Genomic DNA, 23,344 nt, shown 5'->3' on the forward strand with positions numbered 1-23,344 from the left:
CTGCCGGGGGGAAAACGCGACGGTGGCGTATGGGAGCGCAACCGGCCAGTAGCATCGGGGGGTGACCTCCGCCGAATCCGCCGACTCCTCGGGCAGCCCGCAGCGCCCGGGTCCCGTCGGCGACTCCGCGGGCGGAACGCCCTCCCGACCGCGTCGACGCCGCCGGCGCGGGGGCCGCGGACGCGGGCGCGGCCAGCTCTCGGCCGTCACCGAACAGCAGGCGAAACCGGAGACCGACGGCGCACCGTCGGAACCCGCCCCGGCGGCGAAGCCCGCACGCAAGCAGGGCACCCCCACGTCGAAGGCGAAGCGCCCCGTGCCCGGCCGGGCCCGCCCCGATCCACGCATCCGGACGGTGCGCGAGACCTCCGCCGGCGGCCTCGTCGTCGCGGGGCTCGACGGTGCCGACGAGCTGCGGGCAGCGCTCATCGGGCGCGTCGACCGCCGCGGCCGTACCCTCTGGTCCCTGCCGAAGGGGCACATCGAGGCGGGCGAGACCGCGGAGCTCACCGCGATCCGCGAGGTCGCGGAGGAGACGGGCCTCACGGGCACCGTGCTCGCGCCGATCGGCAAGATCGACTACTGGTTCGCCGTCGAGGGCCGCCGCGTGCACAAGACGGTGCACCACTTCCTGCTGTCCTGGCAGAGCGGCGACCTCTCGACGGAGGACTACGAGGTCTCCGAGGTGGCGTGGGTGCCGCTGGCCGAGCTCCCGACCCGCCTCACCTACTCCGACGAGCGCAAACTCGTCGCGACGGCGCGCACCGTCATCGACGACCTCACCGCCGACCCGGCCGAACTGGCCGCCCGCGAGGCCGCGGCACCGCGCAGCGAGCCCTCGGCGTACGAGCGCGCCGCGGCCGAGCGCAACGCCGTGCGCAACGATCCGCCCAAGCCGCGCCGTCGGCGGGGCGGTCGGCGCTCGCGCGGTCGCCGCGGGGGCGGCGGCGGTGGCGGGAGCGGTCAGACGTGACCCGGTCGGCCCGCCTGCTGTGCGTGCTGACGCTCCTGATCGCGATCACCGGCCTGCCCGCGCCCAGCGGGGCCGGTCTTCCGGACGCGCAGTTCGTACGGATCAACGTCGACGAGGTCACCTCGCGGATCACCGACACCTCCCCGAACGAGGTGGTGGTGCGCGGCACCGTCGAGAACTTCGGCGACCGCGACGTGAGCGACCTCGACCTGCGGATCCAGCGCGCGCCGGCGGTGTCGACGTCCGCGCAGGTGCGCTCCGACCTGGTCGCCGACAACAACGTCTACGACACGCTGGGCCGCTTCGAGCCCGTGTCCAAGGTCCTCAAGCCGGGCGAGCGGACGTCCTTCGACGTCTCCATCCCGGTGCGGCCCTCGCCCGCGACGCGCGGCGCCACCCTCGGCATCGACCGCCCCGGCGTCTACCCCCTTCTGCTCAACCTCAACGGCAAGCCCGCGTACGGCGGCGCGGCGCGGCTCGACGATTCCCGCACGCTCCTCCCCGTGCTCGGCCTGCCCGACGGGAGCGCCGACACGCCCGGCGCCGTCGACAAGGCGGTCACCACCTCGCCCGCGCAGGTGACGCTGCTGTGGCCGCTGGCCGACAATCCGAAGCTCGCGGGCGGCGTCCCCGGCGGCGGCGACACCCCGGTCCGGCTGGTCGACGACGCGCTCGCCGGGTCCCTCGGCGAGGGCGGCCGGCTCGACGGCCTGCTGTCGGCCTACGAGGACGCGACCCGCGGCGCCGACCCGCGGCGCGCCGCGCTGCGGACGGCCGCCTGTCTCGCGATCGACCCCGACCTGCTGGTCACGGTGCAGGCGATGACCGCGCCGTACCGGGTCGCCCGCAACCCCGCCGACCCGCGCGGCCCCAGCACCGCCGGCACCGGCAGCGACGAGGCGAGCGCGTGGCTCGACAAGCTCAAGCGCGTGGCCGCCGACTCCTGCGTCGTGGCGCTGCCCTTCGGCCAGGTCGACCTCGAGGCCCTCGGCCGCTCTGCGGAGCCCTCGCTGCAGCGCGCCGCGCTCGACACGCCGTCCGACGTCATCGACTCGATCCTCGGCGTGCAGTCGGTGCGAGGCGTCGCGATCCCGGCCTCCGGGGTGCTCCTGTCCGACGGTGCCCGCCAGCTCCGGGCCTCCGACGTCTCCGCCACGGTCGTGGCCGCCACCGCGGTACGGGCGCCCGAACGCGGTACCGGCAGCCCGTCGGGCATCGTCCCGGTGGGCCAGGGCATCGGCGCGGCCGTCTTCGACCCGAGCGTGTCCGCGGCGCTCGCCGCGATGGGCGGCGTCGCGGACGGTGCCGAGCGCGGCGTCGCTCCGGGCCCGACCGGCAGCGTTCCCGCCTCGTCGACCTTCACGATGTCCGAGGAGTCCGCCGCCATGCGCCGGCAGGCGGCCGTCGGCGCGGTCACCGCCTCCGCGCTCGACCCGACCCAGCGGTACGCGCCGGCCGACGGATGGGCGGCGAGCACCGCCGTCGACCCCGTCGCGCAGGTCACGGGGCGCTCCACGCTGATCGTGCCGCCGCAGGTGTGGGCCGCGGGCCCGCAGGACGCCCGCGCCGTCCTCGACGCAATAACGGCCCAGTTCGGGGCCGGTATCGCCGGCCCGCGCACGTTCCGCGACGTCGTGGCCTCGGCCCAGTCGACGGGGCGCGACCCCGCCCGCAACGCGGCGCCGTGGACGCTGCGGCAGCCGGCGGAGACGACGGGCTCGCGGGTGCCGGACCGGATCGTCACGGCCGCGGTGGCGCACGTGCGGCAGGTCGACCAGCTCGGCGCCTCCCTGCTTCCGTTGCCGAAGACGCCGCTCACGCCCCGCATGTACACCTCGCCGCTGCGGGAGGACGCGGTGCGCGCGCTGCGCTGGTCGCCGTCGCGGCAGGCGGTCGACGGTGACGCCTCCATCCGGCTCACCGCGGCGCGGACGTCGATGACGGCGCAGCTCGACTCTGTGCGCTTCGTCAGCCCCGGCGGCGCGTACACCCTGGCTTCGGACAAATCGCCGCTCCTCATCGTCGCGCGCAACGACCTGCCGCTGCCGATCCGCACCGTGATCGACTGGTCCGCCCCACAGGGCGTGACGATCGACGCCTCCGAGGTGCAGGAGCTGCCCGCCCGCGGCACGCGGCAGATCGAGCTGCCGACCACCGTCGATTACTCGCGACAGATCTCGGTGCAGCTCACGCTGCGGTCGAGCAGCAACATGCCCCTGGGCGATCCGATCTCCGTCTCCGTGCACTCCAATGCGTACGGCAAATCGCTGTTCTGGATCACCTGCGGCGTCGGGATCCTGCTGGTCCTGCTCGCGGGGCGGCGCCTGTGGCGCCGGTTCCGCGGCCGCCCCGACCCCGCGGATGCGGACCGTCCGCCCGCGGACGAGCACGAGAAGCGGATCGCGAACAGTTACGCTGCACATCGACCGACCGCACCGCACGAGAATCCGGAACCGAAGGACACATGAGCCGCGCCGAGCCCCGGCACATCCCGCCGAGCAGCAGTCCCGCCGCCGGCGGGAAGGACGGCGGCGGCACCGCCAGCCTCCTGCGCTCCACCGGCTCCGTCGCGGTCGCCACGCTCACCTCGCGCGTCACCGGCTTCCTGCGCACCGTCCTACTCGCGGCGATCCTCGGCCCGGCCGTCGCCTCCGCGTTCAGCATCGCCAATCAGATGCCGCAGCAGGTCTCCGAGCTCGTCCTCGGTCAGGTCCTCACCGCACTGGTGATCCCCGTGCTGGTCCGGGCCGAGATGGAGGACAAGGACCGCGGACAGGCGTTCTTCGAGCGCCTCTTCACCCTGTCGCTGACCATCCTGGGTGTCGCCCTGGTCGTCTCACTGGCACTGTCCCCGGTGCTGGTGGGGCTGCTCGTCGGCGGCTCCAAGGTCGACGAGGGCCTGACGCAGGCGCTCGTCATCATGTTCCTGCCGCAGTTGATGTTCTACGGGCTCTCCGCGCTGTTCACGGCGATGCTCAACACGCGCGACGAGTTCAAACCCGGCGCGTGGGCGCCCGTCGCCTGCAACACGGTGCAGATCGCCACCCTGGTGACCTTCTACCTCATGCCCGGTGAGCTGACCCTGAACCCGACCGCGATGGGGCAGCCGAAGCTCCTGGTCCTGGGCATCGGCAGCACCCTCGGCGTGGTGCTGCAGGCGCTCATCCAGATCCCCGCCATGCGCCGCTCCGGGATCAAGCTGCGCCTGCGCTGGGGCGTCGACAGTCGGCTCAAGCACTTCGGCACCATGGGCGTCGCGATCGTCACCTACGTCTTCATCTCGCAGGCCGGTTGGTACGCCGTCACGCCGATCCTCTCGCACGCCTCCGACGGCGGCCCCGCGATCTACCAGTACGCGTGGATGGTGCTCCAGCTGCCCTACGGCGTCATCGGCGTAGCGCTCCTCACCGCAGTCATGCCGCGACTGTCCCGCAACGCCGCCGAGGGCAATCGGAACGCGGTGCTCGACGACCTCTCCGTCGCCACCCGCCTGACGATGGTCGCCCTCATCCCGATCGTGGCCTTCATGACCGTCTTCGGTCCGTCCATCGGGCGGGCCCTGTTCAACTTCGGGCAGTTCTCCCAGGACGACGCGAACTTCCTGGGCACCGCGATCTCGTTCTCCGCGTTCGTCCTGGTCCCGTACGCGATGGTGCTCATCCACCTCCGCGTCTTCTACGCCCAGGAGCGGGCCTGGATCCCGACCGGGATCGTCATCGCGATCGTCGCCGTCCAGATCGCGCTGTCGTACCTCGTGCCGGTCTTCGTGGACGACGATCACCGGATCGTCGAGTTCGTCGGCACGGCCCGCGGACTCGCGTACACCGCAGGCGCGATCATGGGCTGGTTCCTCCTGCGCCGCACCCTCGGACCGCTGCACCTGACGAACGTCGCCCGCACGTTGGTCCAGACGACGACCGTCTCCGTCCTGGTGACGGTGACCGTCTACCTGATCATGCAGATCGACGGCCTGCAGCGGATGGACAAGAGCGGCTCCTTGGGCGCCCTGGTCTTCCTTGCAATCGCAGGCGTACTGTCCATGACGTTGATCTACGCGCTGCTCGCCCTGTGGCGGGTACCGGACGTGCTGGCGATCCTGGCACCCCTCCGGCGCATCGCGGCCCGGTTCGTCCCGGCCCTGCGGCCGAGCGCACCGTCGGAACCGGAGCGCGCGGCCTCCGGCGCCCCGGACACCCGGGAGCTGCGGCTCGACGAGCTGGAGGCGTACGCGAGCCTCCGCCGCGAGGAGATCACCGCCCAGCTGCCGCGGATCGCCGACGACATCGGCCTCCCGTATGCTGGTCAAAGCCATGTTCCCCGGCGTCCGCGGGCGAGCGCAGAACAACCGACCACGGGCCTTCGATACCGCAGAAGAGGAGCATTCGCAGTGACCGAGGACGACTCCGCACGCATGTCCGGCAACGAGGCACCCAGCACCGGCCAGATGCGACTGCCGTCCCCGCCGCCGGCACAGCAGGCCGGCCTCCCCGCGGCACCCGATTCGGGCGACGCAGCGGCATGGGACGACGACGCCCCGCGCGGTCCCGAGCTCATCCCGGGTGCCGTCGTCGCGGGCGGCCGCTACCGGCTCATCGAGCACTACGGCGGCATCCGCGGCCTCCAGTTCTGGCAGGCCCGCGACATCAACCTCGACCGCGACGTGGCCCTGACCTTCGTCGACTCGGAGCAGACAGCGCCCGTCCCCGAGCGCGGCGCGCAGATCAGCCTGCGCGGTGAGGGCCCGCAGTCCATCCTCTCCCGCACCCTGCGCCTGGGCCGCGTGCACTCGAACGGCCTGGCCCGGGTGCTCGATGTCGTGCGCGGCAGCTCGGGCGGCATCGTGGTGGCCGAGTGGATCCCCAGCAGCTCGCTCGCCGACGTGGCCGGCACGCACCCGTCGGCGATCGGCGCGGCGAAGGCCGTGCGCGCGCTGGCCGGCGCCGCCGAGGGCGCGCACCGCGCGGGCGCGGCCCTGTCGATCGATCACCCGGACCGGGTGCGGATCTCGCAGGACGGTCACGCCTTCCTCGCCTTCCCCGGCACCCTCGCGGACGCCACGAAGGAGTCGGACGTACGGGGCCTCGGCGCCGTGCTCTACGCGCTCCTCCTCGAGCGGTGGCCGCTCGACGACGCGACGGGCCGCATCGTGACCACCGGCACGGGCACCGTCGCCGGGATCCGGCAGGCGGACGCCGATGCGAACGGCAACCCCGTGGAGCCGCGGGACGCCAAGCGCGACATCCCGTTCGAGATCTCCGCGGTCGCGACCCGCACGCTGGAGGGCGGCCAGGGCATCCGCACCGCGGCCACCGTGCAGCAGTTGCTGGACCAGGCGTCGGTGGTGGACGTGAAGACGGACCTGCTCGCGCCCGTCCGCGAGGAGGCGCCGCGCGAAGCGCCGCGCCAGGGCCCCGCCGCAGCCGCCGCGCGTCCCGCCCAGCCGGCGGTGCCGCTGGACCAGCAGCCCACGCCGGCCAAGCGCATCCAGTCGAAGCAGACCCTGCTGCAGCGCATCTCGGGCGGCAAGAAGAACGTGCCGCTGCTGGTGATCGCGGCCTGCGCCGTGGCCCTACTGGTGATCATCGGGCTCACGCTCCTGATCAGTAGCCTCACCGGCGGCAAGGACACCCAGTCGGGCGTCGGCTCGCTGTACACCTCCAGCTCGACGGCGGACCAGAGCGCGGCGCCCGCGCCGGCCCCCGGCGTCGGCGTGCCGGTGAAGTCGACCGACGTGGCGCTGGTGGATTTCTCCTCCTCCAAGGACTCGGCGACGAACCTCTCGAACGTCCTCACGGGCAAGAACCCGGCGTGGAAGACCGACACGTACAAGGCGGGCCCCGCCTTCGGCAATCTTAAGAAGGGCGTCGGCTTCCTGGTGACGCTGGAGAAGGCCGTCTCGCTGACCCGCGGCACCATCACCTCGCCGAGCGCCGGCAGCACCATCGAGGTGCGCACGTCCACGAAGGACTCCGTCAAGACGCTGGACGACACCTCGCTGGTGTGGTCCGGCTCGCTGCGCCCCGGCACCAACGACTTCCACGTGAGCACCGTCGCGCCCCGCGCCCGCTACGTCCTGGTGTGGATCACCGGGCTGACGAAGCAGTCGGGCAACGACTGGTACACCACCATCAACCAGGTGTCGTTCCAGGGCTCCTGACGTACGCCGCATCGGCCGTCGCGGCATCGACCCTCGCCGGTCCTTGGTCCGGTACCGAGATCACCAGGGGCCGGGCCGTTCCCACGTCGCGATAGTCGAGGAACCGCACGAGCCACCCGGTTCCCGTGCGCAGCGCCGCTTCCACCCGCACGTCCTCCGGGATCTGCAGCCCCCGAGCGCGCGCGTGGTCCGCAGCGGCGGCCCGCGCCTCCTCGGGGGTGCGGCCGGGGACCCCGTCGTACCTCGGGCCCTCGCCCGTCCACTGCGTCAACCCGGATTCCTTGAGCTGCAACCAGGATTCGTCCATGATGCGCTCGGGCGCGAGCCCACCGAAAGCGGCCCACCAGGTCGGCGCGTCGAGCCATTCGTACTCGCACATCCGCACCAGGTGATGCACGCCCGTCCCGTCCTTGAGCCGCCCCGCGAGGGCGGCCGCGACCTCCCCGGAGTCCCCGACGGGCGGGAGCGGCGCGCCCGGCAGCGGGTCCGCGGGCGCGGCGAAGGCACCGTCGTCCCAGATCCCGGTCCACGCGTACCGCCCCGCACTGACGCGATGATCGAGCATCGCGACGTGCTCCAGCCACGACGGTCCGCCGTCGACCCAGTCGGCCGGACCCGCCGCGCCGGGCACGCGCCAGCCGAGGTCGCCGCACGAGAGGACGGCCCGCTCGGGACCGAACCAGACCAGGGTGGCGCCCGCCGTCGACGACGCGTCGTACCGGGCCACGCCCCGCTCGCCACCGTCCACCGTGACCCGGAAGGGCAGCGGGGCGCCGGCGGCGGCGAGCACGGGCTGCGCCGCGGCCAGCAGGCACCAGCGGGCGCGGATGAGCCGGAGCGGCGCGGCACGGTCGGACATGCCCGGATCCTCCCGCGCGGCGCTGAACGCGCGCTTGTGGCGGACTTGTCGGTGCCGTGCTCTACGGTGCGGAGACGGCGCCCGCCGGGCGCTCTCGATCGAGGGGGAACGAGATGACGGAGCCGAACGACGGCGTGGTGATCGGCGAGGACGGCCTGGCCCGCCCGGCCTGGGCGGCCGACGGATTGCTGCGCGAGTACTACGACACCGAGTGGGGCATGCCGATCCGCGACGAGCGGGGCCTGTTCGAGCGGATCGCGCTCGAGGGCTTCCAGGCGGGCCTGTCCTGGGCGACGGTGCTGCGCAAGCGCCCGGCGTTCCGCGCCGGCTTCGCGGACTTCGATCCCGATGCCGTGGCGGCGTTCGACGAGGGGGACGTCGAGCGCCTCATGGCCGACGCGGGCATCATCCGCAACCGGCAGAAGATCGAGGCCACGATCGGCAACGCCCGCGCCGTCCAGGACCTGCGGGCGGACGGCGGTCTCGTCGACCTGGTGTGGTCCTTCCGGCCGGAGCGCACCCCCGCGCCGCGCACGATGGCGGAGGTGGCCGCCACGTCACCGGAATCGGTGGCGCTCTCGAAGGAGCTGCGCCGCCGGGGCTTCCGGTTCGTGGGGCCCACCACCATGTACGCCCTGATGCAGGCCGTCGGCATCGTCGACGATCACCTCGTGGACAGCCACCGCCGGGGCAGCTCGGGGGTGTGGGCGGAGTGACCCCCGACCCGCGGGCCGGGCCCTAGTGGCCGGCCCCGCCGGCGAGGTGACCGTACCGGTGCCGCGTGGTGCTGACCGCCTGCTCGCGCACCACGCTGAGCAGCTCCCGGCGGCCGGAGAGCAGCACCGGCCCGCGAAGGATGCTGTGGCCCGCCCGGGCCGCGGCGGCCGCGACCTCCGGCTCCGGGGCGCCGAGCACGCGGATCCGCGCGGGCTCGGCGCGACCGGCGAGGCCGGCGGCGTAGTCCTGGGCGGTGTGCACCGGCGCGTGGAAGGGCATCGACGGCGCGTCGGGGCTCACGGTGACGTCGAGCCGGGTGCCGGTGCGGGCGGCGGCGAGCTGCAATCGCACCAGGTCGCGCGGCCGGGCGCCGGCGCCGACGCGCACCTCCAGGCGGGGGAGCGGCCGGTACCGGAAGACGTTGGTCTCGCTGGCCAGGCCCGTGGGGTCGTGCTCGACGCCGAACTCCGTGTTCCACGCGCGCTCGTCGGACGCGGCGGCGGCATGCAGCCACCGCGTGTCCTCGGCGCCGAGATCCCCGGCGGCGGTGATGATCCGCTCGCTGAAGACGGTGGGCGCGACCTCCGGCGCGGTGGGCACGTCGGTGTCGGCCCAGCGGCCGAACTGGGCGACGTAGTTCGGTCCGCCGGCCTTGGCGCCGGGGCCGATCGAGGAGCGCTTCCAGCCGCCGAAGGACTGCCGCTGCACGATGGCGCCGGTCATGTGCCGGTTGATGTAGAGGTTGCCGGCCTCCACCTTCTCGCGCCAGTGGTCGATCTCGTCGGGGTCGAGGCTGTGCAGGCCGGCGGTGAGGCCGTAGCCGGTCGAGTTCTGCAGGCGCAGCGCCTCGTCGAGCGTGGCGGCGCGCATGATGCCGAGCACCGGCCCGAACAGCTCGGTGGTGTGGAACCAGCTGCCCTCGACGACGCCGTCGAGCACGCCGGGCGACCAGAACCGCCCGGCCTCGTCGAGGCGCCGCGGTTCCACGAGCCACCGCTCGCCCGCGGCGGGCTCGGTGAGGCCGCGCAGCAGCTTGCCGGCGGCGGGCTCGATGAGCGGGCCCACGGTGGTCCCCAGATCGTGCCCCTCGCCCACGACGAGGGTGCGGACGGCGTCCTGCAGCTGGCCCAGGAACCGCTGCGACGATCCGACGCTGCCGACGAGGATCGCCAGCGACGCGGCGGAGCACTTCTGGCCGGCGTGGCCGAACGCGCTGCGCACCAGGTCGTTCACCGCGAGATCCGGGTCGGCGGCGGGCGTCACGACCATGGCGTTCTTGCCGGAGGTCTCCGCGAGCAGGTCGAGGTCGGGACGCCAGCCGCGGAACAGCGCCGCGGTCTCGCTGGCGCCGGTGAGGACCACCGCGTCGGCGTCGGGATGCGTCACCAGGCGGCGCCCGGCATCGGCCTCGTCGGCGTTGATCAGCTGCACCAGGCCGGCGGGGACTCCGGCGGCGTGCAGGGCGTCGATCGCCGCGGTACCGCACCGGATCACCTGCGGCGCCGGCTTGATGATCACCGCGGCGCCGGCCGCGAGGGCGGCGAGCACGCCACCGAGGGGGATCGCGACGGGGAAGTTCCACGGCGGGGTCACCACGACGAGGCGGTGCGGGGCGAACGTCGCCTCGTCGTCGTGCAGGTCGAGGGCGCTCTGCGCGTAGTAGCGGGCGAAGTCGATGGCCTCGGAGATCTCGGGATCCGCCTCGGCGACGGTCTTCCCGGCCTCGTAGGACATGACGGTGAGCAGCTCACCGCGGCGGCGGGCCAGCTCGTCCGCGACGCGGCGCAGCAGCTCCGCGCGCTCGTCCGCGGGGAGCGCCGCCCACGCCCGCTGCGCGGTCAGCGCGGCGGCGACGGCCTCGTCGACGGACGCCGGGTCCGTCACCCGCGCAGGCGGTTCGACGGTGTCGGGGGCGGCGAGTACCGCACGCGCCCAGGCGCGGTTCGCGGGCGTGGAGGGGTCGGTGTCGGCCTCGCCGGTGAAGGCACCGGTGTGAGCGGGCGCGGGGGCGGCGGCGCGGTCCTGCACGCGGTTCGGGCCGTCCTGCACGACGGCGCGCCGGGCGAAGGCGGTACGGAACCGGTTCTCCTCCACCGCGATCGCGTCGGGATCGGGGCTGAACATGGAGTACAGGAAGTTGTCGCTGGAGGCGTTCTCCTCGAGCCGGCGCACGAGGTAGCTGACGGCCACGTCGAAGTCGCCGGAGTGCACGACGGGGGTGTAGAGGATGAGCGAGCCGACGTCGGCGCGGACCGCGGCGGCCTCCATCGGCGCCATGCCCTGCAGCATCTCGATGTCCAACTGGCGCTGCACGTCCCGCTGCTCCGCGAGCTCCACGGCGTAGGCGACGGAGAAGAGATTCTGGGAGGCGACACCGATCCGGAGGGCGTCGGCGTTCTCCGGCCGCAGCGCGGTGTCCACCATGCGCAGGTGGTTCGCGTCGACGTCGGCCTTGCTGCCGTAGGTGGCGAGCGGCCAGTCGTGCACCTCGGCGTCGACCCGCTCCATCGCGAGATTCGCACCCTTGACCAGCCGCACCTTGATCGGGGCGCCGCCGGCGGCGACGCGCCGCCGGGCGAAGTCGGTGAGCCGGGCCAACGCGCCCATCGAGTCGGGCAGGTACGCCTGCAGCACGATTCCCGCGGTGAGGGAACGGAACTCGGGCTCGTCGAGCAGGGCCGTGAAGACGTCGAGCGTGAGATCGAGGTCCTTGTACTCCTCCATGTCGAGGTTGACGAACTTCCCGCCGTCGCGCGCGGTCCGGTACAGCGGGCGGAGCCGCTCGACGATGCGGTCGCGGTTGCCCTCGAGGTCCCACGGGACGAGCTGGGCCACCACGGAGGAGACCTTGATGGAGACGTAGTCCACGGACGGGTTCGCGAGCAGCTCGTGGGTGCGGGCGAGGCGGTTGTCGGCCTCGCCCTGCCCGAGAACTGCCTCGCCGAGCAGGTTGAGGTTGAGCCGCACGCCCACCTCGCGGGCGCGCTTCAGGCGGCGCTGCAGGTGGTCTCCGTCGGCGTCGAAGACCAAGTGGCCCACCAGCTGCCGCAGCCGCAGTCGTGCGACGGGCATGGCGATCGACGGTGCGATCCCCGCGGCGACGGTGCCCGCGCGGAGCAGCGCCGCGTCGACGGGGCTCATGAAGGCCCGCCCGGGGGCGCCCCCGCCGGCGGGGGAGACGAGGCGGCGCAGCGCCTTCGCCGCGACGCGGTCGTCCTCGGGGCGGGCGACCTCGTCGACGAAGCCCATGGTGAAGGCGACGCCGCTCGGATCGTGCAGCAGCGCCGCAAGACTGGAGGTGGCGGCCGCCTCGCGGCGGCCGACCTCGGCCGGACGGGGTCCGCGGCTCGTGCGCAGCCAGCGCTGCGCGCGGGCGACCGCCGCATCGGCGACGCGGGCGTCGTCGGGCGCGACGGCAGTGGCACCGTCGGGCAGGGGGCCGAGGGGACCGGCACCGTCGGGACCGGGACGGGGGCCGGAGGACGGCAGGGGAGCGGACGGACGTGACGAATCGACCATGAAAGGCCTCCTGAGTAGCTCGCGCGGTGAATTGGAGATTCCACAGCGACGGGTGCGCCACCTGGCCTGGATCCGAGTGTAATACCGCTCACAGGGAATCCGCGAGCCCGTGCGCTATCGCAAATTCAGCGGGCGATTCCGTGTCGGAGATTGAATAGCAAAGAATTGGTCTCGAAACGGTATCGGGCACCTCTACGATCCCGTGCATGACCGAGTGGGGGAACACCATCTCGCGGTCGGCCGGGTCGGGGGATCCGGTGACCGATGCGCAGGACGACACCGTCTCCGCGCCCCCGCCGAGCCGCGGGCGCGCCCCGGTCTCGGACGAACGGCTCCTCGCCGATGCCGCGCGGGGCGACGGCGACGCGTTCGCCGAACTCTTCGAGCGGCACGCCCGGCAGCTGCGCGCGACGGCACTACGCACCATCCGCGACTACACGGACGCCGAGGACTGTCTCCAGGACGCGATGCTGCGCGCCTACCAGCTCTCGCCGACCTTCCGCGGGGACTGCAAGGTGGGGAGCTGGCTGCACCGCATCGTGGTCAACGCCTGCCTGGACCGGGCGCGCCGCAACCAGGTCCGCACGTCGCTGCCCATGCCCGACGACCTGAGCGGCCTCGCCTCCGACGAGGGCCGCGGCGCGGAGGAGCTGGACCGCCGGCTCTCGGTGGAGGCGGCGCTCCGGATGCTGCCGGAGGACCAGCGGGCGGCGGTGATCGCCGTCGACATGTACGGCCTGTCGGTGACGCAGGCGGCGGAGCAGCTCGGCATCGCGCCGGGCACCGTCAAGAGCCGGCGGGCGCGGGCCCGGGTCCGGCTCGAACGCCTCCTGCGCTGATCCGGCCCCGGCCGGCCGACGGGTCGTTCGCGAGCCGCACAACGAATATTGAGAACAGTGGGAACCGATCGGCGTGCTGGTGCGTCCAATTGAAGAGAGGAGGTTTCCGATGGGGAAGGCAGTGCCGCCGGCGGGCGGCGCGGACGAGGAGCGGCCGCTGAACCGCGGCCAGGAGGCGCGGCTCGACGCTGCGCTGGCCGAATACCGAGACCACACGTTCGCGCACTGGTCCGCGCCGGACGGGTTCACCGCGCACTCCCCGCTCGGCGACCGCCGCATCGCGGCCGCGATCCGCGCCGCGCCGCCGCCCGTGCTGCCGCGCCGCCGGCTGCGGTACTCCCTCGCGGCCGCAGCGGCCGCGGTCGGCGTCCTCGCGGTCACCGTCGCGCTGAGCACCGTCCGGGAGGCGCCTCCCGCGGTGCCCGATGCCGGGGTGCTGCTCGCGGCCGCGACACCGGGCGGCGACCGGGGGCCGTTCGCCGATGGCACGGCGCTCTCCCGCTGCCTGGACGCGGCGTCGATCCCCGCCCGGCAGCGCACGCTGCTCGGCGCCGGACCGCTGCGGTTGCGGGGCGATCACGCGACGGTGCTGCTGCTGCCCGGGGGCCGCCTCGGCGACGTGCGGCTGCTCGCGGTGACCCCGTCGTGCGCCCAGGGGGAGAGCTCGTCGGTGCTGGTCGACCGCGTCCTCACCGGCGGCGCGGGCGCCCGCGCGGCCACGCCGTAACCTGGAAGGCGGCGGCGCGGGAACATTGTCGGGCCCGGCGCCGTTGGCACACATGTCGGCCCGGGAGCACCGGGCGGTTCTTCAACAGGTTGGGTGGGTAATGACTGCAGCGGGCACCGATATCGCGGACGTGATCATCATCGGATCGGGTCCTGCCGGGTACACAGCGGGCGTCTACGCCGGCCGTGCCGAGCTGAGCACCATCCTGTTCGAGGGGACCAGCTTCGGCGGTGCCCTGATGACCACCACCGAGGTCGAGAACTACCCCGGCTTCCGCGAGGGCATCATGGGCCCGCAGCTCATGGACGAGATGCGTGAGCAGGCCATCCGCTTCGGAGCCGACCTGCGCATGGAGGACGTCGAGTCCGTGCAGCTCGACGGCGAGATCAAGGAGGTCGTGACGGCCGAGGGCAGCTACCGCGCCCGCGCCGTGATCCTCGCGATGGGCGCCGCCGCCCGCTACCTCGGCATCCCCGGCGAGGAGGCCCTGCTCGGCCGCGGCGTCAGCGCCTGCGCCACGTGCGACGGCTTCTTCTTCCGCGACCAGGACATCGCCGTGGTCGGCGGCGGCGATTCGGCGATGGAGGAGGCGATCTTCCTCACGAAGTTCGCCAAGTCCGTGACGCTGATCCACCGCAGCGAGAACTTCCGCGCCTCGAAGATCATGCTCGACCGCGCCCGCGACAACGAGAAGATCCGCTTCCTCACCGACGCGAAGGTCACCGCGGTGCAGGGCGAGAAGTCGGTCGAGTCGCTCCTCGTCGAGAACACCGTGACCGGAGCCGTCTCCACGCTCGAGGTCACCGGCCTGTTCGTGGCGATCGGCCACGACCCCCGGTCGGGCCTGGTCGCAGGCCAGGTCACCGTCGACGAGGACGGCTACGTGCAGGTCGAGGGCCGCAGCACGGCCACCGGCGTGCCCGGCGTCTTCGCCGCGGGCGACCTCGTCGACCACACCTACCGGCAGGCGATCACGGCGGCCGGCAGCGGCTGTTCCGCCGCGATCGACGCGGAGCGCTGGCTCGCGCACCACCGCGAAGCCGCCGTCGCCCAGTAGTCCCCACCCCCGCTAGAAACCGCACCGAGGAGTACCGCCATGGCCGAGATCGTCACCCTCACCGACGACACCTTCGTCGAGCAGGTCCTGCAGTCCGACAAGCCCGTGCTCGTGGACTTCTGGGCCACCTGGTGCGGCCCGTGCAAGGTGGTCGCGCCGGTGCTCGAGCAGCTGGCCGCCGAGCACGGCGACAAGGTCACCTTCGCCAAGATCGAGGTCGACCAGAACCCCACCGCGCCGCGCGACTACCAGGTGCTCAGCATCCCCACCCTCATGCTGTTCCAGAACGGGAAGCCGACCACCAAGCTGGTGGGCGCGAAGAGCAAGTCGGCCATCCTCAAGGAGCTCGACGGCCTGGTGTGACGCGCCGTCGCGTTGGGACGGAGGGCCCCGAGGCCGTATCGTGTACTCGATTTCCCGTCCTACGGGCCCGCCGGCTCGCAGGAAGCTACCGAAGGGTCCTCCATGCCACGCATCAGCCTCGGTGATCACGGTGGCGCCGTGGCGGAGATCCGCGGCATCCTCGCCGACCAGGGTTTCCTCCGGGACTACGTGGCCCCCACCGAGCTGGTGGTCGGCGGCTGGACCGTCCCCGAGGCCGTCTTCGACCGCCGCCTGGACCGCGCGACCCGCGCGTTCCAGCAGCAGCGCGGCCTCCTGGTCGACGGTGTCGTCGGGCCCGCCACGTACCGCGCGCTCCGCGAGTCCACCTATCAGCTGGGCGCGCGCACGCTGAGCTACATCGCCTCGGCGCCCCCGTCGGGCGACGACGTCGCGGCCCTGCAGGCACGGCTGCAGAACCTCGGCTTCTACGCCGGCATGATCGACGGTCTCTTCGGCCCGCAGACCCACCTGGGGCTCTCGGCCTACCAGCGCGAGTTCGGCCTCGTCGCCGACGGCATCTGCGGCCCGGCGACGCTGCGCTCACTCACGTTCCTCGGCTCCCGCGTGACGGGCGGTTCGCCGCACGCCATCCGCGAGGAGGAGCACGTCCGCAGCTCCGGCCCGCGCCTGTCCGGTAAGCGCATCGTCATCGACCCGGGCCTGGGCGGCCCCGACCGCGGCGTCGCCGTGCGCGGACCCGACGGCCGGCCCATCACCGAGGAGGAGATCCTCTGGGACCTGGGCTCCCGGCTCGAGGGCCGGATGGCCGCCGCGGGCATGGAGACGTACCTGTCGCGCCCGCGCGGTATGGACGCCGACGACAGCACCCGCGCGTACACGGCGAACACGTTCGACGCCGACATGATGATCGCGCTGCGCACCGCGCACTACCGCAACGACCGCGCCCACGGCGTGGCCTCGTTCCACTTCGGGAACACGCACGGCGCCAGCTCGAACATCGGCCGCAACCTGGCCGGCTTCATCCAGCGCGAGATCGTCGCGCGGACGCCGCTCACGGACTGCCACTACCACGGCCGCACCTGGGACATCGTGCGCCTGACGCGGATGCCCACCGTGCAGATCGACATCGGCTACACGACCAACCCGCACGACGCGGCGGTGCTCGCGTCGCCGCAGATGCGCGACACCATCGCCGAGGCCATCCTGGTTGCGGTGAAGCGGCTGTACCTCCTGGGCGAGAACGACCGCCCGACCGGCACCTACACCTTCGCCGAGCTCCTGGAGCTCGAGGAGAGCGCCGACAACCGGGCCTGACGGTCCGCGGCACCCCTGCGCCCGGTGCGGGGGAGCGCACCGCCGGGGCCTGAGCGGCCCCGTGCGGCGTCAGTCCTGCCCGGCCCTCCCGACGGGTGCGGCGGCGTCCCCCGTGCCCTCCAGCGCGGTCCTGAGGGCCGCTTCGGCGGCGCCGGCCGCGAGCAGCTGCTCCAGGGCGTGCTCGACGCCCGCCTTCCAGCCCAGCCCCTCCGAGAGCTCGAGACGCAGCCGCGGGAAACGGTGGTGCGGCGCGACGGTCTCGAAGCCCATCTGCTCGAGGAAGTCGGCATCGGTCAGGGGCGGGGTCTTGCACCCGCAGGGACCGCAATCAATCTGTGCCACAACATCTTCCGTCAGCATGCCGACGGGGGTGAGCAGCGCGAAGGCCTCCACGGCGCGGACGCCGCGGCGCACCAGATCGGTGCACACGGCCGTCACCAGCTCCTCCTTGACCCGCACATCCAGGCCCGGCTCGGAGCCGACCCACGTCAGCAGCACCGCGTCGGGGCTGACGGGGGCGGTGGGGAAGTCGCCGACCCGGGGCACGCTCCGGGGCGGCGCGTAGAACGCCACGCCCACAACGCGTTCGGTGCCATCGACGGCGTGGTCGATCGCGACCTGCCCGCAGGAGCCCCACTCCAGCATGAGCATCGAGAGCCACGCCTCTTTGTCGAACTCGGTGTCGGTGAGGGTCTCACCGTCGGGCGCGACCTCCCAGTACACGCACCGGCGGATGTGCCGCGGGAGGTCGTCGAAGCCGCCCAGGGTGAGCGGGACGATCGTCAGGGCCATGGCGGGTCACTTCTCGGCGAGCAGGGCGACGATGCGCTCGAGGTCGTCGGCCGAGCCGACCTCCACGACGATCTTGCCCTTGCGCTTGCCCATCGAGACGGTGACCTTGGTGTCGAGGCGGTCCGCGATCCGGTCCGCCACCTCACGCAGGCCCGGGTCGGCGGGCTGCCGGCGCTTGGGCGCAGTGGGCACGACGGTCCCGTCGCCCCGGTTCGCGAGAGTCACGGCCTCCTCGGTGGCGCGCACCGACAGTCCCTCCGCGACGATCCTGGCCGCGAGCGCGTCCTGCGCCTCGGCGCCGGCCTCCAGCGCGAGGAGCGCGCGGGCGTGCCCGGCGGAGAGGACCCCGGCCGCGACGCGGCGCTGCACGGCGACGGGGAGCCGCAGCAGGCGGATGGTGTTGGTGACCACGGGACGGGAGCGGCCGAGGCGCGCGGCGAGTTCGTCGTGGGTGACGCCGAACTCCTCGAGCAGCTGCGCGTAGGCCGCGGCCTCTTCGAGCGGGTTGAGCTGCACGCGGTGGATGTTCTCGAGGAGCGCGTCCCGGAGCATGTCGCCGTCGGCGGTCTCGCGCACGATCGCCGGGATGGCGGTGAGGCCGGCCTCCTGGCTGGCACGCCAGCGCCGCTCGCCCATGACGAGCTGGTAGCGCACCTCGCCCTGGGGCCGGGGGAGCGGGCGCACGACGATCGGCTGCATGAGCCCGAACTCGCGGATCGAGTGGACGAGCTCGGCGAGCCCCTCCTCGTCGAAGACGCTGCGCGGCTGCTGGGGGTTCGGCTGGATCGCCGCCGGGGCGATCTCCCGGTACACCGCGCCGGACTCCGCGAGGTCCGACGGTGCCGCCTCCTCGGGTTCCTGGGCCGACGGGGCGGGCCGAGCCGGGCGCTCCCGCGGGCGGTCGACGGCCGGGGCCGCCGGGGCGGCGGGCCGGGCGCCGATGATGACGTCGGCGGCGGCGTTGCCGAGGCGCGGGCCCTCCTCGGGTCCGGTCGGGATGAGTGCGGCGAGACCGCGGCCGAGGCCGCCCTTCTTCTGCCCGGCCATGGCTACACCGCCTGCCCGGCGCCGCGGAAGGCGAGCTCGCGACCCGCGTCGAGATAACTCATCGCGCCGCGGGACCCCGGGTCGTAATCGAGGACCGTGGTGCCGTAGCCCGGCGCCTCGGAGACCTTGACGCTGCGGGGGATCGTCGCACCGAGGACGCGATCGCCGAAGTGGTTGCGCACCTCGGCGGCCACCTGGTCGGCGAGCTTGGTCCGCGCGTCGTACATCGTGAGGAGCACGGTGGAGACGTGGAGATCCTTGTTGAGGTGCGACTGCACGAGCTCGATGTTGCGGAGCAGCTGGCCCACGCCCTCGAGCGCGTAGTACTCGCACTGGATGGGGATGAGGACCTCTTTCGCGGCGACGAGCGCGTTCACCGTGAGCAGGCCGAGCGACGGCGGGCAGTCGATGAAGATGTAGTCGATGTCGTTCGCGGCCGCGGCGCTGAGCGCGTTCTTTAGCCGAGTCTCGCGGGCCACCATGCTGACGAGTTCGATCTCGGCGCCGGCGAGGTCGATCGTCGCGGGCACGCAGTAGAGGTTGGGGGAGTGCGGGCTCTGGGCCATCGCCTCCTCCAGCGTCGTCTCGCCCAGGAGGAGCTCGTAGGTCGACGGGACGCCCGAGCGGTGGTCGACGCCGAGCGCCGTGCTGGCGTTGCCCTGCGGGTCGAGGTCGACGACGAGCACCCGCAGGCCCTGCAGAGCGAGCGCGGCGGCGAGGTTCACGGCGGTGGTGGTCTTGCCGACGCCGCCCTTCTGGTTGGCGATCGTCAGGACGCGACGCTCCAGGGGCTTGGGCAGAGTGCCCGCCGCTCCGGGGGTCAGGACCTGGCTGGCGCGGCGGGCGGCCGCGGCGATGGGGGTGTCGTCTTCAGTGGTTCCACGTGAAACGTCGAAGCCGGATTCGTGATCAGTCACGCGCTCTCCTCAGCTGTTGCCCCCATCCTAGTTTCTCCGTCGGGGTGCGTCAGCCCGGCCTCCGCGACACCCGGACCCGTTCCCGATGCCCCCGTCGTCGCGCGGGGTTTCCCGTGAAACATCGCGGTTCGTCCGTGCACGTCCGTCGGCCGCCGGTGCCCGACCGCTCCGGCCCGGGTGCCTCCGGAGGGCGGGGAGCGGGCACCGACGCTCGTTCGGCGGCCGGGCGCGTCGGGCGACGCCATGCCGTCACGCGCGGAGCTCGGACCGGCCGCCGTGACGTCGCCCGGCATCCTGCACCCGTAATCCCACCGGTGCCGTGGCGGCGCCTCCCCTGCGTCGCCGCGACGCCGCGGGTGGCGCACGCTCACGCGTCGCCCACGGCGGAGCGGCGGCCGCATGCCCCGGCGGGCCAGACCGTCGTGTCCGCGGTCGTCGCCCGCTGGGCCCGGACCGTCACTGTCCTGTCGTCGGGTCCGCGTCCCATCAGGACCGGGCGCGTCGCGTGCACAGCGTGCAGCGACCGCGGGTTCCGGCGGCGCACCGAAGCACACCGTCGAGCCGGGTCGCTCCGCGTCCCCGCGAGGAACTTCCCGGCGGCAGTCCCGGGCCGGCGATCCGTTGTGCCGTCGCGGGCCGGCATCCCGTCGCGTCATCGCGGGCAGGCATCCCGTCGCGTCGTTGGGGGGGCGGCGTCCTGTCGCGTCGTGGGGAGCCGGTGTCCTGTCGCGTCGTGGGGAGTCGGCGTCCTGTCGCTCGGGAGCGGGGCGACGTCCCGCAGTGCTGCGCGGGCCCGTCACGATTCGGGTGGAGTGACGTCCGGCGGTACGCCACGGCTTTCCCTGTCCCGTGCGAGGTCGCCGTCCGGGTGTCGGCGCCCGGGTCCGTCGCTCCAGCGAGCCTCCGACACCGAGAACGACACTGACGGCGACAGCGACAGCGGCGACAGCGGTCGCGGGGGAGCGGTCGGGCTGGGACGGCGCTCGTCTCCTTCCGCGGACGCGGTCCCGCGCCTCGCCCCCGCGCGGGTGAGTCCGACGAGTCCGCCACAGCTGAGTCGCCGCCGGCCCCTTGCGCGCGATCCTCGCCGGCGGTGTTCCACGTGAAACGGCGCCGTTCGCCGCGCTCCTACCCCTCGCGGCGCGCACCGTTCTCCTCCGGCGTCACCGGTCCGACCGAGTCCGCTCGGACGCGAGCCGCTCCGCCACCACTGGCCCGCGTCGGCCGACCGACCTGTCACCGCCCGACCTGTCACCGCCCGCAGCGGCATCCTCATGGGCCTGGCATCGCGGTGCCGTTCGGCGCGCGACGCCGGCCGGGCCCGCGGCGTGCGATGGATCCGTCGCATTCACGACTTCCACCTTCTCGTCGGCACCTCGACGACGACAGCCGGATCAGCGTTCCTCGGCACGGCGCACCTGTCTGCGCGACGAACGGATCGCTTCCCGACGATTGCCCCGCGCGGCCGTCGGACGTCACGCAAACCCGGCAGCGCATCTCTGTCGCCGCCGCATCCGCGCCGGGTTCCACGTGAAACGACGCGCCCCGGCCCAGTGCATCCGCCGCCCCCGACGTCGTCGCCATCGCGGGCCCGACGCCCTTCGTCGCGCGCACCTCACCGCAGTTGCCATGCACCCGTCCGGGCACTTACCCCGGGACCGCGGCACGGCGACGACACCGCGTCGCCGTCGTCCCCTCCCGTGTCGCCCACGATCGCAGGGCACCCGCCGCCCGCCATGCGCATCGACCGCGGGGGAGGGGCGGCGGCGGGCGCAGCTCACCTCTGCCACGAGCGCCGTCCGGTGCCCGGGCACCGACCCCACTCGATCCCCGCCCCGCGTCGCGATCGGCACGTCCCCACGCACGCCGTGTTTCCGCTCGACGCCATGACCGCCCCACAGGTCAGGTGACGGGTGACCTCGCCCCGTCGCGCAGCCGCGCGACGCCCGGCACCATGCACTGACACCGCCACGCGGGTGTCATCGAGCCGTTGGTCCGCTCGCATCCACTGGAGTCGCGCGGTGCCGTCGATCGCCGCGCGCTGTCACGTGCGTCGCGGCGGCACCTGCGTCCGGAGTCCCTTCGCCTGCCGACGACGGAGTCACCGCCGCTGGCACCACGGATTCGTTCCGGGCCGGGGACACCGTGACGGCGTGAGGCACGACGGCGGGGGGGAGCACGGAGCGAAGTACCCGGAGGTTCCACGTGAAACGCCGTCTCCGTCGCCGCTGCGCGCGGCCACGGGTGCCCCGACTCCGGGCGTCGATACCCCGCGGCCCGACCTTCCGATAGGGGAGACTCGCGGTGCCCTCCGCCTCGCCGACTGCGCGGCTCCGTGCCCGGCGCCCGCGTCGCGCATCGCCGCTTCCGCTCGTCGGCCCGCTCCAGCGACGGGCCGACACCGCTCATCACCCCGCCGTCGTGCGCGCTCCACCCACGCGGCCACGGCCGCCCGCCCGCATGGGGAGCCACCGGCTGATGGCGTCGGCGCCCGTCTCTCACGCGCCGAAGTCGATCCCCGGCGATCGCCTCGCGACGCCGGGCGCGGCCGCCGTCGGACCTCCGCGTCGCTCTCCTCGGTGTCCCCGGAACGTGGATCGGGTCGCCTCAGGCCGCGAAGCCCGGCGCTCCCGGCGGGCCCGTCGCGAGGGGCGGAGTCGGCGGCACAACCACCGAGCGCGACGATCCTGCCGGCGCGCACCCCTCAGAGGCCCCAGTCTGCGGCCCACCGCGGCGCCCACCGGGCCGCGCCCCTGCGCGGCCGTCGCTCTCGGGGAGCCGGCCGAGACCCGGGTGCACCGGGCCCACGACGGCGTGAGTCTGCTCCGCCCGCCGCGCCCGTGGGCGAGCCGGATCCCGGGACGCCACCGAACGCCACCGACCACGTGCCGCCGTCGGATGCTCGACAGGTTCATCGTCCGGCACGGCGGCGGACCCGAGCAGAGCCCGGACCGGGCAGTCGGAGGCGTCACCTCGCCCCGCCGACGAGACCGACCTGCCGCACCTCCGCGCAGAGTTGCAGCGCCCCGACGCCTCGATCCGCGAATACCGGATCCGCCGACACCCGCGAGCGCAGAGGCCGGGGGCGGCGCGCACGTCTGCCGAGCGCGCCTCGCTCCGATATCGGCAGCGGGGGCGTCCGCCGCCGGGGCGGGGGGCGCGCCAGGCGGTGTCATCGGGACCGTCCGACGTCCCGATTTATCAGACGGGCGTACCAAATATCGCCATCTCCACGCAGTTCCAGCGACGCCGCGACTGCAATAGTGTCACGTGTCGAAACGATCCGTGGGTAGTCAGGTGCACCGAATCCGAGCCGTAAATGTCCGATTCTGGACTAGCGGCGGGCCTTCGCGCGTTTCCTCTTCGCCGGCGCCCGACGGACCGCGCGCACGACTGTGGTCGCCGGATCGACGATCCCGACGCCGCAGAGAACGACCTCCGGGTCGCGCAGGCCGGCCTTGGTGAGGATGGCGCCGTGCTCCTCGATCTCCTCCGCGGCGCGCGAACCCTTCAACGCGAGCAACCGACCGCCGTCGCGCAGCAGGGGAGCGGACCACGGCGCGAGCTTCGGGAATCCGGAGACCGCGCGCGACGTGACGGCGTCGGCGCCGCCGACCGCGTCCACGACCGCGCGCTCCTCGGCGCGCCCGCGGACGACGCGGACGTTGGGCAGGCGCGGACCGCAGAACTCCTCGAGGAAGACGGCGCGGCGCAGCAGGGGCTCGACGAGGATCACGTCGACGTCGGGCCGAGCGATCGCGACCGGCACGCCGGGGAGACCGGCGCCGCTGCCGATGTCGACGAGGGTCTCACCGGATTCGAGGAGTTCTCCGAGCACGGCGCAGTTGAGCACGTGCCGCTCCCAGAGCCGCGGCACCTCGCGCGGGCCGATCAGCCCGCGGACGACACCATCGGTCGCCAGCACCCGGGCGTACTCCTCCGCGAGCCCGATCCGCTCGCCGAAGACCTCCCGCGCGATCGGGGGAGTGGGGGGCAGCGCGTCCGCAGCCGCCTCGCCGTCGGCGGGGTTCTCCGCCACCTCGTCGCGCCGTTCCACGTGAAACCTCTCCTGTCACAATCA

General features: G+C 73.5%; 15 protein-coding genes. 9 read left to right on the forward strand and 6 right to left on the reverse strand.

Annotation, left to right across the window (positions count from 1 at the left end):
- Positions 1-61: 61 nt before the first annotated feature.
- The 3 genes from BLW32_RS01270 to murJ are packed head-to-tail and all read left to right on the forward strand — an operon-like array spanning position 62 to position 7,130.
- Complete coding sequence (locus tag BLW32_RS01270; RefSeq protein WP_068526242.1) at positions 62-973, forward strand: NUDIX hydrolase; 912 nt, start codon at positions 62-64, stop codon at positions 971-973.
- On the forward strand, positions 970-3,441 hold the full coding sequence (locus BLW32_RS01275; protein WP_068526243.1) for a hypothetical protein: 2,472 nt from the start codon (positions 970-972) through the stop codon (positions 3,439-3,441). Before BLW32_RS01270 ends, BLW32_RS01275 begins: the two co-directional genes overlap by 4 nt.
- Positions 3,438-7,130, forward strand: coding sequence for a murein biosynthesis integral membrane protein MurJ (gene murJ, locus BLW32_RS01280; protein ID WP_068526244.1), 3,693 nt, complete (start codon positions 3,438-3,440; stop codon positions 7,128-7,130). The genes BLW32_RS01275 and murJ overlap by 4 nt, the downstream gene beginning before the upstream one ends.
- On the opposite strand, the gene BLW32_RS01285 is transcribed toward murJ, so the two are convergent.
- Positions 7,102-7,989 carry a hypothetical protein gene (locus BLW32_RS01285; RefSeq protein ID WP_068627262.1) on the reverse strand — a complete coding sequence of 296 codons (888 nt, stop codon included), beginning with the start codon at positions 7,987-7,989 and terminating at the stop codon, positions 7,102-7,104. The two genes, murJ and BLW32_RS01285, sit on opposite strands and share 29 nt — an antisense overlap.
- Before the next feature lie 113 nt (positions 7,990-8,102).
- Here BLW32_RS01285 and BLW32_RS01290 point away from each other — a divergent pair, with 113 nt between their 5' ends.
- Positions 8,103-8,705: a DNA-3-methyladenine glycosylase I gene (locus BLW32_RS01290; RefSeq protein ID WP_068526246.1), complete on the forward strand. Its 603-nt coding sequence runs from the start codon at positions 8,103-8,105 to the stop codon at positions 8,703-8,705.
- A gap of 22 nt (positions 8,706-8,727) precedes the next feature.
- Here BLW32_RS01290 and BLW32_RS01295 read toward each other — a convergent pair whose 3' ends face one another.
- A complete protein-coding gene (locus tag BLW32_RS01295) occupies positions 8,728-12,225 on the reverse strand; it encodes a proline dehydrogenase family protein (RefSeq protein ID WP_139286006.1) in 3,498 nt (1,165 codons plus the stop codon).
- A gap of 206 nt (positions 12,226-12,431) precedes the next feature.
- On the opposite strand from BLW32_RS01295, the gene sigM reads away from it, so the two are divergent.
- From sigM to BLW32_RS01320, 5 genes are all read left to right on the forward strand, one after another.
- Complete coding sequence (gene sigM / locus BLW32_RS01300; RefSeq protein WP_082791232.1) at positions 12,432-13,064, forward strand: RNA polymerase sigma factor SigM; 633 nt, start codon at positions 12,432-12,434, stop codon at positions 13,062-13,064.
- 109 nt (positions 13,065-13,173) lie between these two features.
- A complete protein-coding gene (locus tag BLW32_RS01305) occupies positions 13,174-13,791 on the forward strand; it encodes an RsmA family anti-sigma factor (protein WP_068740334.1) in 618 nt (205 codons plus the stop codon).
- A gap of 100 nt (positions 13,792-13,891) precedes the next feature.
- Positions 13,892-14,848, forward strand: a complete 957-nt coding sequence (gene trxB / locus BLW32_RS01310; RefSeq protein ID WP_068526248.1) for a thioredoxin-disulfide reductase — start codon at positions 13,892-13,894, stop codon at positions 14,846-14,848.
- A gap of 39 nt (positions 14,849-14,887) precedes the next feature.
- Positions 14,888-15,211: a thioredoxin gene (gene trxA, locus BLW32_RS01315; RefSeq protein ID WP_068526249.1), complete on the forward strand. Its 324-nt coding sequence runs from the start codon at positions 14,888-14,890 to the stop codon at positions 15,209-15,211.
- 102 nt (positions 15,212-15,313) lie between these two features.
- Positions 15,314-16,507, forward strand: a complete 1,194-nt coding sequence (locus BLW32_RS01320; protein WP_068526250.1) for an N-acetylmuramoyl-L-alanine amidase — start codon at positions 15,314-15,316, stop codon at positions 16,505-16,507.
- A 69-nt stretch (positions 16,508-16,576) separates the two neighbouring features.
- Here the strand turns inward: BLW32_RS01320 and BLW32_RS01325 are convergent, their stop codons facing one another.
- The 4 genes from BLW32_RS01325 to rsmG form a co-directional block, all read right to left on the reverse strand.
- Complete coding sequence (locus BLW32_RS01325; protein WP_074850287.1) at positions 16,577-17,299, reverse strand: hypothetical protein; 723 nt, start codon at positions 17,297-17,299, stop codon at positions 16,577-16,579.
- Between the two features lie 6 nt (positions 17,300-17,305).
- Positions 17,306-18,346: a ParB/RepB/Spo0J family partition protein gene (locus BLW32_RS01330; RefSeq protein ID WP_068740336.1), complete on the reverse strand. Its 1,041-nt coding sequence runs from the start codon at positions 18,344-18,346 to the stop codon at positions 17,306-17,308.
- Between the two features lie 2 nt (positions 18,347-18,348).
- The gene (locus tag BLW32_RS01335) at positions 18,349-19,263 is read right to left on the reverse strand and encodes a ParA family protein (RefSeq protein ID WP_068526252.1); all 915 of its coding nucleotides are present in this window, start codon (positions 19,261-19,263) and stop codon (positions 18,349-18,351) included.
- Positions 19,264-22,597: 3,334 nt separating this feature from the next.
- On the reverse strand, positions 22,598-23,260 hold the full coding sequence (gene rsmG / locus BLW32_RS01340) for a 16S rRNA (guanine(527)-N(7))-methyltransferase RsmG (protein ID WP_068740357.1): 663 nt from the start codon (positions 23,258-23,260) through the stop codon (positions 22,598-22,600).
- Positions 23,261-23,344: the final 84 nt, after the last annotated feature.

This window comes from Tsukamurella tyrosinosolvens (assembly GCF_900104775.1).
Classification (GTDB): domain Bacteria; phylum Actinomycetota; class Actinomycetes; order Mycobacteriales; family Mycobacteriaceae; genus Tsukamurella; species Tsukamurella tyrosinosolvens.